The organism is Aestuariibius violaceus (genome assembly GCF_040779325.2).
Taxonomy (GTDB): domain Bacteria; phylum Pseudomonadota; class Alphaproteobacteria; order Rhodobacterales; family Rhodobacteraceae; genus Aestuariibius; species Aestuariibius violaceus.
Genome location: NZ_JBFONT020000023.1, coordinates 1 through 8,340, shown reverse-complemented (window position 1 = coordinate 8,340; position 8,340 = coordinate 1). Strand labels below are relative to the sequence as shown.

General features: G+C 57.1%; 8 protein-coding genes. 5 read left to right on the top strand and 3 right to left on the bottom strand.

Annotation, left to right across the window (positions count from 1 at the left end; translation table 11 throughout):
* Positions 1–564: 564 nt before the first annotated feature.
* Positions 565–1,188, bottom strand: a complete 624-nt coding sequence (locus tag AADZ90_RS22320) for a TetR/AcrR family transcriptional regulator (protein ID WP_367312807.1) — start codon at positions 1,186–1,188, stop codon at positions 565–567.
* Positions 1,189–1,274: 86 nt separating this feature from the next.
* Here AADZ90_RS22320 and AADZ90_RS22315 point away from each other — a divergent pair, with 86 nt between their 5' ends.
* The gene (locus tag AADZ90_RS22315; RefSeq protein ID WP_367312806.1) at positions 1,275–1,994 is read left to right on the top strand and encodes a DJ-1/PfpI family protein; all 720 of its coding nucleotides are present in this window, start codon (positions 1,275–1,277) and stop codon (positions 1,992–1,994) included.
* A 509-nt stretch (positions 1,995–2,503) separates the two neighbouring features.
* On the opposite strand, the gene AADZ90_RS22310 is transcribed toward AADZ90_RS22315, so the two are convergent.
* On the bottom strand, positions 2,504–3,058 hold the full coding sequence (locus AADZ90_RS22310; protein ID WP_367312805.1) for a TetR/AcrR family transcriptional regulator: 555 nt from the start codon (positions 3,056–3,058) through the stop codon (positions 2,504–2,506).
* A 76-nt stretch (positions 3,059–3,134) separates the two neighbouring features.
* Between AADZ90_RS22310 and AADZ90_RS22305 the strand changes: the two genes are divergently transcribed.
* Positions 3,135–3,488, top strand: a complete 354-nt coding sequence (locus AADZ90_RS22305; RefSeq protein ID WP_411997178.1) for a DMT family transporter — start codon at positions 3,135–3,137, stop codon at positions 3,486–3,488.
* Between the two features lie 315 nt (positions 3,489–3,803).
* On the opposite strand, the gene AADZ90_RS22300 is transcribed toward AADZ90_RS22305, so the two are convergent.
* Positions 3,804–4,709 (bottom strand): alpha/beta fold hydrolase, encoded by a 906-nt coding sequence (locus AADZ90_RS22300; protein ID WP_367312803.1) that lies wholly within the window; start codon positions 4,707–4,709, stop codon positions 3,804–3,806.
* A 99-nt stretch (positions 4,710–4,808) separates the two neighbouring features.
* On the opposite strand from AADZ90_RS22300, the gene AADZ90_RS22295 reads away from it, so the two are divergent.
* The 3 genes from AADZ90_RS22295 (at position 4,809) to AADZ90_RS22285 (ending at position 7,937) form a co-directional block, all read left to right on the top strand.
* Positions 4,809–5,423: a TetR/AcrR family transcriptional regulator gene (locus AADZ90_RS22295; RefSeq protein WP_367312802.1), complete on the top strand. Its 615-nt coding sequence runs from the start codon at positions 4,809–4,811 to the stop codon at positions 5,421–5,423.
* A gap of 662 nt (positions 5,424–6,085) precedes the next feature.
* On the top strand, positions 6,086–7,168 hold the full coding sequence (rsgA, locus tag AADZ90_RS22290) for a ribosome small subunit-dependent GTPase A (protein ID WP_367312801.1): 1,083 nt from the start codon (positions 6,086–6,088) through the stop codon (positions 7,166–7,168).
* Positions 7,169–7,172: 4 nt separating this feature from the next.
* Positions 7,173–7,937 (top strand): VOC family protein, encoded by a 765-nt coding sequence (locus AADZ90_RS22285; protein ID WP_367312800.1) that lies wholly within the window; start codon positions 7,173–7,175, stop codon positions 7,935–7,937.
* The last annotated feature ends 403 nt before the right edge of the window (positions 7,938–8,340 follow it).

The window sequence follows — 8,340 nt, the reverse complement described above, 5'->3', positions numbered from 1 at the left end:
AGCCGTCAGCTTCAGCTCAATCTCACGCAGCAGCTTCAGCACGTCTTCGTCTGAATGTCGCTTCCTCGCCATGCCCAATCCCCTCTCGCGGCAAATGTAATGGCCCAGTTCTAGGGGGGAAGGACACCTCGATGTCTCCCAAGCGGACTCTGTACGTGAGGTTTAGTTCATGAAACTGGTCTCCAGGAAACTCCACATCCCGTTAAACTTAGTGCTTTCCCAAAATCAATTGGCTTAGCACGTTAGCAGCAAGCCAGGGGCCAGGCTCTAGGCTGCATCCATAGTCGCTTTATGGCGTCTCCGCCAAAGCGCGAAACGATCTTTCGTGCAGGTGGCCATGAAATCGTGGCATTGGCCAATTTTGCGAATATGCGCAAACCGCGTCATGACCTACGGCCCTTTGCTGCCGTTGACCGCAGCTTGACAATGCTGCAGTCGCAGCCCGCTTTGCAGTCATTCGCTGCAAGTGCGAACTTCGCGCTTCGTCAAACTCACACATCGCGGGAAGAGTGAGCTATCAATGCGGTTGCTCCGATGACTGTTTTCAAGATCCAAAACCATCTTTCAACGGCAGGCCGCAGCTTTCCAGAGCTTCATAGCGCGCTCTGGCGCGGTTTGGTCATGCAACAGAAAACGTTCGATATGCTGGGCAGCATAAAGCCCATAGGCCAGTGAGGCAGCCTGCTCGGCGTCCAGGCCGCGCAGCTCGCCCTTCGGCTTCCCATTGTTCCAAAGAACTCTGATAGCCCCTCGCCATGCGTCGATACTCTTGGCCAGTCTGTCCCTGACAGACCCATCCAAACCATCCAATTCAAACGTCGCAGCAATCAACTGGCAGCCACCCGGTCGGTCCGGGCTTTGTGACCATGCGATCCATAACCGCATCATTTCTAAGAGCTGGTCTTTCCCCGATGGCATGGCAAAAACGGGACCAACCACTTCTTTGCGAAATTGCTTTTCTATCGTGTCGACAAGAGCAATCTGAAGCGCCTCCTTCGAGCCGAAATGCACATAGAGACCACTCTTTGACATACCAGTTGCGGACGCCAGCCCCCCGATCGTCAGTGTGCCGATCCCGTTCACGCTCGCCGCCTGAGCTGCCAATGTCAGAATACGGTCGCGGGTGCGCGCGGCTTTGTCGCTGTGTCTTTGATGTGCCTGTTTTGAAGTCTCAAACGCCCTGATCATGCGTCATGCCTGTGTCCATCCGCTTTTCCTTGCACGTTGTTGGGGTGTTCCGTTAAATAATACGACTGTTCTATTTTGGGATCAATATGCAGATTGCGATCGTTCTTTATCGAGGTTTCACCGCGCTCGACGTGCTAGGACCCTACGAGTTTCTAAAGTATCTGCCGAATGCCGAAATACGGTTTGTATCGCATGAGGTCGGTCCCGTCGCGACAGACCGTGGGGTGCTTGTCGTCGGTGCGACACATACATATGCGGAAACACCAAGACCGGATTTCGTGATGATCCCCGGCTCGGAAGCCAAAACAGCCGTCGCAGCAGCAGACAAAAGGCTGACCGAATGGCTTAGGGGCGTAGAGTGTCACGCAAGCTATATCACGTCTGTTTGTTCAGGCGCGATCGTTCTTGGCGCTGCCGGATTGCTGCGCGGCCTTCCGGCCACGACGCATTGGGCCGCAATGGACGCCCTTAAGGTATTCGGAGCTGACGTGCGTCCCGAAGAACGCGTCGTAAATGCGGGAAAAATCTGGACGGCGGCCGGCGTGACGGCAGGCATGGACTTGGCACTTGCTGTGATTGGCACAGTCGCAGGCGACAATACGGCGCAGAAAATCCAGCTTATGATCGAATATGACCCACAACCACCCTATGACATGGGACATATGGCGAAAGCCTCGCCGGACGTAGAGCACGACGCGCGAAAAGAAATTGCACGTCTTTCGCGGAACCCATCCACGGTGATAGCCGTCGCAAAACTGGGATGGCAGAAAATACTGCGCAAAGCGCGTGCGACGGCTTCTCGATAAGTACGCAGATTCCTGATCCATGTCCTACCGCCCGGCTTCCTCCGCATCCGCCGCATCCGGCGAGACAGGATCAAGAAGACCATGCACCTAATTCATCGGGCACCTGAACCAGAGCAGGTGGCTGGTGAAGGTGAGCAGGAGCAAGACCTGTTCCAGACATGCCTCGAATGCGATAACGCGATGCGCATCATCGAAACTTTCTTGCGCGACCAAATCTCAAAATCCCCCGCCACACCATGGGAGAACGCCGCATGATCCGACGCTGAACCCGACTCTGCCATCTAAAGCTCCGACCCGAACTTTGCGGCCCGCCCCTCTGGCCACGCAGCCCTGTGCACCGATTGCGCAAGCCTTAAGCGACCATCCCCATAGCACCGAAATCCGCCCGCACTTTACCCACTGTCAGGTTTATTGCCGCAGCAGTTCATGCTGACAGCAGCAGCAAACCTTAGACAAAGCGCCATTTCGATACGACGGCATCAATGCCTTCTTTTCGTTTTCTGATGCAGTTATCGCGTTACCAATGCATCGGAAACATCTACCATTCGTGCGATCAATCTGTCCCGTCTGGATTTTTGTAGAGGCTTCAGGCCCAAGACCTCAAGCAACCATAGTCCATCTGTTGCAAGGAGAATCAAAGCCGCGTCTGTGTCAGTTTCGATGCTTGACATGATGCGCGACAACATCTGCGAATACCTTGGCGCAAATTCTGCCAGAAGGTCCGGTTCGGAAAATGCCGCCGCAAAGATCGCTGCGTCTGGTCGTTCGTACATACCGCCGTTTTTCAACATTCCCGTGACATAGGCCTTTAGCGTGTGTTTGGCCTCTCCCCCAAGCGCCCTGAAGTCTTCTTCGACCGCTGCATCAAGACGATCGAAGGCTCGGGTCAGCATCGCGCGCACCAATTCCCGCTTCGTCTCAAAGCGGTATTGAAGACCACCTTTGCTGATCCCAGCCGATTTGGCGACATTGGCCAGCGTAAGGGCGCCGACGCCGCTTTGGCGGACGAGTTCCTCTGCTTTGTCCAGAACAGAATTTTCATCGATGGTCTGTTGACGTCCCAAGGCGCCCTCCTATCATTCCGTCCAGACGGATGGAAAAAACGGCGCATTGGTGCTGCGCTACTTTGGAGTATATGAAATGACAGCACTTGGACTGTCCAGCGTTACAATTGCATGGATCGCTCTTTTGACGGCGGGTCTCTTCGAGATTGGCTGGCCGGTGGGATTGAAGCTCTCACAAAACCCAGGTCAAGCCGTATTCGGCGTTGGGCTTGCCGTGGTTTGTATATTCATTTCCGGCTTTTTGCTTTGGTACTCGCAGCAGACGATCTCAATTGGTACCGCCTATGCGGTCTGGGGAGGTATCGGTGCAGCCGGCACGTTTATTGTCGGGGTCATGTTCTTTGGAGACGCAGTCACGCTGTTCCGTGTCCTTGGAGTTATCCTGATCGTTGGCGGCGTTATCTCACTGAAGCTGGGGAGCGTCAGCTAAGCCGTGAGGCATCATAAACGACCGAGGCGCGCCAAATGGTGCGGCTCGGAGTCCGGAGAATGCAGTGTCGGCGAAACTTCCATTGGCCGGGAGCCTAAACTCAGATAAGCGGCAGCATGACCCAAATTGGGCTCGAAGGCGTCATATAACAATCTCGATCGGGCTTGCAGGTCGCATGATGGAGTCGACGGTCTACAGTGTGGGGCAATCCCGGTCTTCGCTGCATTGCAAACGAATGGCCGTTTATTTTTAGGCTATTTATCGGAAGCTCCGCCCCAAGATAGACGCACCGTTTGGATAGCTCTTTCAGCGGCCCTAATCTTTCGAGAGCCAGTTCAAAAGCAATGCGTTCACTTCGTCAGGTTTTTCGAGCTGAACCCAGTGCCCGCCGTCGATTTCCTCATAGCGCCACACCGCGGTGACATGGCGTTCGCCCCGACGCATCTGGCCACGGGTCATCCACTCGTCCCCGGTGCTGTATATACCCATCGTTCTGACCGGCACCTTCTGACGGCGCCCCTCTCGCAGCCATCGCCACACGACGTCATGGGCGGGATTGGCTTTCTCCCAGATTGTCCAAAACGTCCGGTCCTGCCCAGGAGCGAGCCGTGCGCGAATGCGACTACGGTCTTGATGCGAGGCGAAGCGGAGCTCGAAGCGCCGTCCGCCATTCCGAAAATAGACCCAGCGGCTGAGGCCATCCATTCCATGCAGAAAGAGCCAGTGGTAGCGGATCAGATTGCCGCGCAAGATGTCGCGCAGGATCTCGATCGAAGGCCCAACGGACAAAGCACAGTAGCTCAGAAGGCGATGGCCGTATTGGGCCGCAAATTCCCAGCAGACTGTCGCTCCGTAGTCATGGGCGACAAGGTGTGCCTGCTCAATGCCGAGCGCGTCCATTAAGCCCGCGACGTCGGCGCTGACCTCAGGGATCCGGTAGCGGCTACGGTCCTTCGGGATGGAGCTTTCGCCATGGCCGATCCAATCAACCGCTATCGCACGGTAGCCCGACGCTCTGAGAGCACGCAGCTGGTGGCGCCAGATAGTGCGCTCGTCCGGCCAGCCATGCATAAGCAGCACAACAGGCCCATGACCGCCCATATCGGTCACAGCATAGGTCTCTCCGCGGATCGGAAAAAAACTCGTATGCGGAAGCGCGGTGGCCAGTTCCGGAGGTGTCCCGCCGGTCGCGCCCTGCTTGTCATCGCCTGCCTTGTACATTTTCCGCCCCCGAACAATCTGACAGACTATCAGGTTTCATGATGATGGACCTTCGTCAAGTCTTATGTGATGTAGTGTCAGGTTTTTCGGAGTGGTCGAATGGCGAAAACGAACGTGCGAACTCCCCAGCAGTCGCGCTCACAAAAGCGAGTCGACGAAATCCTTGCAGCCGCTCACCGTCTGATCGCACGAGACGGCATCTCAGCCACCACTATGAAGGCAATCGCCACGGACGCCGGTGTCTCAATGGCGTCAATTTACCAGTATTTCCGGGACCAAGACGCCATTGTCGCCGAACTCTGTCGCATGGCCTTAACGGAGACTGGCCGCCTAATGGAGGGCAGGCTCACCCCGCCCCCGTCGACACTGCCCGAAATGCTGGAAATCTGCGTGGCCCTGCTACACGACCACTACCGGCTCTTGCGGGATGAACCGGTCTTTCGAGCGGTCTGGCTCGACCGAGCCAGACATCCAGCGCTACGCGAACTAGGTGAGGAAGACGAATTGCGCAGCCTTAGTCTGCTGCTTCGCCAAGCTGAGGGCCTCGTCGGTGTCCACCGATGGCCGAAAGTTCGAACGTCGCTCCGGATACTTTTCGAGATGAGCCTGCGCGGAGTGGAGGTCGCCGTGCAGGCAAGCGATGGCGATACGGAAGAGCTTCTCAATGAAGTCGAGGAAGTCGTCCGAGCAACTTGGACGGCGCGGGTGGAATAGCGGGTCGATAATCCTCTGCAGCGGTTGTTGCCGTTCCCACAAAGTGCGCGCTTGCAACACGTCGCCGTGCGAAAGGTGATCCGTTCCAACAAGGTCGCTTTGCGCTTTGGAACGGAGGAGATGGTGGGCCTAGATCCAATTGAAACATCCCAAAAGGTCATTCGTTCACGCTGCAGCATCGGTCAAGTTGGGCTCGTCGTCGCCGTTAGACCGGTCGTAGCGTATCCCGGGTTCTGCGGTACCGATCCGCCAGGGACGGCCCCAAGCGGACACCCAGCAGGCGTTCTTGATGCTGCAGTCGCAGCCCGCTTTGCGGTCATTCGCCGCATAAGCAACATCAGGGCAAGATCAAACTCACGCTCTGCGGACGGATCTGACATACTCCTTTTCCCTTTGAACGACCGCTACAGATACGTGAAGAAGAGTTCCAAATCAGCCATCAACGGTTGTGTTGCGAATTTTTTCCCACTATCTGCACATCATCTGTAATGGAGATTTCATGTCCTGGTAAGGAAGGGAGGCAGCGCGCCTCCCGGAGCACATGCAACACCTGAAATATTGCCGTCGCTTTGTAGCTGACGGACAATCCTGATGTGCTCACTCGTTTCCTACCATCAGTGCCCAAACATGATTTGGGCCAGAGACATGAAGGTGAACACCCTATGACAAGGGATTACCCGGACTTCCTTCCGCGTCGCGCGCGCGACGCCGGTTTACACGCCAATCTCAGCCCTCTTCAGGCCTTGGGATGGCACCCTTTTTTCGCGCAACAGATCAGTGTGGACGATTTGACCGCGACACCTCCCGTTCGCGTTGTGGAAGTGCATCGCAGTGGGCTGCACGCCCTTGGAGACAACATTGATACTGTACTTCCTCCCAGAACGGATGTGACCGTCGGGGACTGGCTGATGCTGGATGCTTCGCACCCGCGATCCAGTCGCCTTCTTGAGCGTACAAGCGTCATCAAGCGGCGCGCGCCCGGCACGGACCGGCAGGAACAACTGATCGCAGCGAACATTGATACAGCCTTTATCGTCACCTCCTGCAATCAGGACTTCAAGGTGGCGCGGCTGGAACGCTATGCCGCGCTGGCGTTCGAGGCACGGATCACGCCCGTCATCGTCCTCACGAAAACCGACCTCGTGGTGGATCCTCAAGACTACATCGACGCGGCCCGCGCGGTGTCGGACATGATCGACGTCGTCGCACTTGACGCGCGCGGTTCTGCCCCGAAGACGGACCTTGCGACCTGGTGCAAGCCCGGCAAGACGGTGGCGTTCCTCGGCTCGTCCGGTGTTGGGAAATCAACGCTGGCCAATGCGTTGCTCGACAGCCAATCCATCGAGACCCAGACCATTCGCGAGGACGACGCGAAGGGGCGGCATACGACGACGCGGCGTGAGCTTCATGCGATGCCCAATGGCTGTCTGATCCTGGACACGCCGGGCATGCGGGAATTGCAGCTCACCGATGCGGCGGAAGGGATCAATGACCTTTTTACTGATATTCAGGAGTTGGCCTCGCGCTGTCGATTCAACGATTGTCGGCACGAAACCGAGCCGGGATGCGTTGTTCTGGAGGCTGTTGATGAGGGTATTCTCGATGACCATCGGCTTGGCAGATGGCGCAAGCTCATGGCGGAGGACGCGTTCAACTCGGCGAGCCTTGCGGAACGCAGGTCGCGCGACAAGGCGTTCGGAAAAATGGTGCGCGGCGTCAAGAAAACCAAAGATGTCAGGAGGTAAGACGATGACGCAGTCGAAAGCGGGGCAAATCGTATGGCACGACCTTTTCACATCGGACAGGGCGTGCTCGATGGCCTTCTACCAGCACGTCGCCAACTGGACCTATGAAGTCGAGCGGGCGACGGATTTTGCCTGGGGTGGCGGCGAGAAGGATTTTGTCCTCGCCCTTTCCGGGGACGAAGCGGGTGCGGGGTTGGCCGAGACGCCTGCCGAGCAGGAAAATGGCTGGATCGCTTACATCGAGGTTCCCGACGTGGAAGCGGCGGTCAAGCGCGTCGCCACGCTAGGAGGCAAGATCGTTCGGGAGCCATTCGAGGTGCCGGGTGTCGGTCGCAATGCACTTGTCCGCGATCCGCTCGGTGCTCTGGTCGGGATTTCGCTGTGCCGGCACAGCTTCCCTGTTCCGCGTCGGCAGTTCGGCCCTGACGTGTACGTCGACAACGGGACTGACTTCCCGCTGGCGTTCTATGCAGAGCTTTTCGGATGGCAGGTCTCTTCCGAGCAGGACACGGTTTGTCTCGCACTCCTCGGGCCTGGGGGCGATCTTGTTGCACGCCAACATGCCGCGACCTGGCCAACCGGTTCAAATGCAGCTTGGGTCCCGTGCATCAAGGTTGCTTCAGTCTCCGATGCCTGCCGTGCTGCTGAAGCCAAAGGGGCGCGTCCGGCTCCTGTGGATGTGAAGGGAACTGTTCAAGCCCATAACCCCATCCTGTGTGATCCAGACGGTGCGCCGTTTGCTCTTGGCATCGAACAGACGACTTTCTAACAGGTCGCCAATTCTTCACAGGAACTGCAGAGCGGATATTTGTTCGTTCTGCAGCAGGCGTCACTCAGGGCTCAGAGCTTCCATCGGAGCAACCGCAGCATCTTGCTGACAGGCACGCCAGCTCAGATGAGGACGGCCCAAACCGGTCACTCGATGTACCTTCACGATGCTGCGGTCGCGGTCCGCTTATCGGTCATTCGCCGCGACCGCAAAATCTGGCGCTGTCCGAACTCACAGATCGCGGACAAATCTGCCTAAGGTTTCCCAGAGGGCAATGTCTGCTTCTCTAATTGGGCATTTGGGTCAAGCTCGTTTTTCTTGTTGCTTAGGATCGTTGTCGCTCATCCGGGTCACGCTTCTCTTCGCAGTCTGTTTGATGCCGCGTAGGACATCGCTGCACGCA